At 71.4% G+C, this 2,098-nt stretch carries 2 protein-coding genes; one reads left to right on the plus strand and one right to left on the minus strand.

Annotation, left to right across the window (positions count from 1 at the left end):
- Window positions 1-84: 84 nt before the first annotated feature.
- Window positions 85-807, minus strand: coding sequence for an ion transporter (locus FOE67_RS23780; RefSeq protein ID WP_182666891.1), 723 nt, complete (start codon window positions 805-807; stop codon window positions 85-87).
- Window positions 808-1,107: 300 nt separating this feature from the next.
- On the opposite strand from FOE67_RS23780, the gene FOE67_RS23785 reads away from it, so the two are divergent.
- On the plus strand, window positions 1,108-2,098 hold a 991-nt coding region (locus FOE67_RS23785; RefSeq protein ID WP_182666892.1), incomplete at its 3' end, for a glutathione S-transferase family protein.

The raw sequence follows: 2,098 nt of genomic DNA on the forward strand, positions 1-2,098 counted from the left end.
GTACAAGCGACAGGCCCCGGCCCGCCCGGGATGATCGGGGGACGCCGCAGCGAAATGGCGGCGCGCGGGCGGAGGGCTCGTCCGTCACCCCCGATCGGAAGCCGCCGTTTCCTCCTCGCCGGAGGGTGCCGTGGGAGCCACCGGACGGGGACGGGCGTCCACGAAATACGCCCCGACGGTGGCCGCGAGGGTGGCGAAGACCCCCACCGAGTACATGGCCAACGCCACCTCGACCACCCTGGCCCACGCGTCCTCCCGGCCCAGCGGCGCGCCGCTGACGGCGGCCATCGCCGTGGCGTGCAGCGCGTCCCCGAAGGTGGGGTACACCGCGAACCCGTGCAGGAGCTCCGAGCTGCCCAGGACCACGATGGCGGTGACCACCGCCAACCACGAGATGCGGTTGCCCAGCACTCTCCCGGCGGAGCGCGAGGAGCGCACCGTCGAGGAGAGCACCCTGCCCCCGCGCAACACGCGGAAGGAACGGACCAGACGCAGGATCCTCAGGAAGGGCAGGACCAGGAAGACGACCTGCCACCAGTTGCGCCGCAGGAACCGCAGGCGACGGGGGGCCGCGACCACACGTACGAGGAACTCCGCGACGAAGACACCCCACAGGAGCCATCCGAGCAGGGCGAGGGCGGTGGCGACCGGCCCCCCGGGACGGGCCAGGCGCTCACCGATGACCACGAACAGGAAGAGCAAGCCCAGTGCGCTCATCAAGGGGGTCAGGCGGTCCAGGAGTTGCTCGGCGAATCTCTCCCGCTCGGCGGCGGAGGCGGGGAACAGACGGGACGGGCGGGTGGTCATCCCGGCCTCCCCGCGGTCGTCGCGCCCGCCCCCGGCGGAGGCGGAGGGAGGCACGGGGAGGCGGGGACGAGGGGACACGCCGACATGGCACCGGCTCCTTTCCGACATTCCCTCCGCGGTACGCACCGGCACCCTGCCCCGGGTCGTGCCCGGCACACCGGCAACTCGCCGGGGCGAAGAAGGACGGGGAGCATTCGGGAGCATCCCGACCGCTCTCCCGGGGAGAAGAAACCGCAGCGTGACGTCCACACGGGCCACGGGGCCCCGCCGGGGCCGTCCCCCGGGAAAGGAGATCGGACCGTGAGCGAGACCGGCGCGGGCACGGAGGGCAACGCCTCCTACGGCCGCAAACCGTTCAAACGATCCACGAGTCACTTCGCCGACCGGATCACGGCCGACGGCCGGGACGGCCGGCCGGTGGAGGCGGGCCGGTACCGGCTGGTGGTCAGCCGGGCCTGCCCCTGGGCGAGTCGGGCCCTGGTCTCGCGACGGCTGCTCGGGCTGGAGGACGCCCTCTCCCTGGCCGTCGCGGACCCGATCCAGGACGACCGCAGTTGGCGGTTCACACTGGACCCGGACGGCCGGGATCCGGTGCTCGGCATCCGATTCCTGCACGAGGCGTACGACGCGCGGGAGAGCGAGTACCCGGGCGGGGTCAGCGTCCCGGCGATCGTGGACATCCCCAGCGGGAAGCTGGTCACCAACGACTTCCAACGGATCACCCTGGATCTGGCCACCGAGTGGACCGCGCTGCACCGCCCCGGCGCCCCCGACCTGTACCCCGAGGCACTGCGCGACGAGATCGACGAGGTGATGGAGGGCATCTACCGCGATGTCAACAACGGCGTGTACCGGGCGGGTTTCGCCTCGGACCGCAAGGAGTACGAGCGGGCGTACGAGGACGTCTTCCGGCGGCTGGACCTGGTCTCCGAACGCCTGGAGGGCCGGCGCTACCTGGTGGGGGACACCATCACCGAGGCGGACATCCGACTGTTCACCACCCTGGTGCGCTTCGACGCCGTCTACCACAACCACTTCAAGTGCAACCGGTACAAGCTGACCGAGAACCCGGTGCTGTGGGGCTACGTACGGGACCTGTACCAGACGCCGGGCTTCGGCGACACGGTCGATTTCGACCACATCAAGCGGCACTACTACGAGGTCCACACCGGCATCAACCCCACCGGCATCGTGCCGATGGGGCCGGACCTCTCGGGGTGGCTCACACCGCACGGCCGGGAGGAACTGGGCGGACGACCGTTCGGGGACGGAACCCCGCCCGGGCCCCCTC

The sequence above is a fragment of the Streptomyces calidiresistens genome (assembly GCF_014141525.1).
Classification (GTDB): Bacteria; Actinomycetota; Actinomycetes; order Streptomycetales; family Streptomycetaceae; genus Streptomyces; species Streptomyces calidiresistens.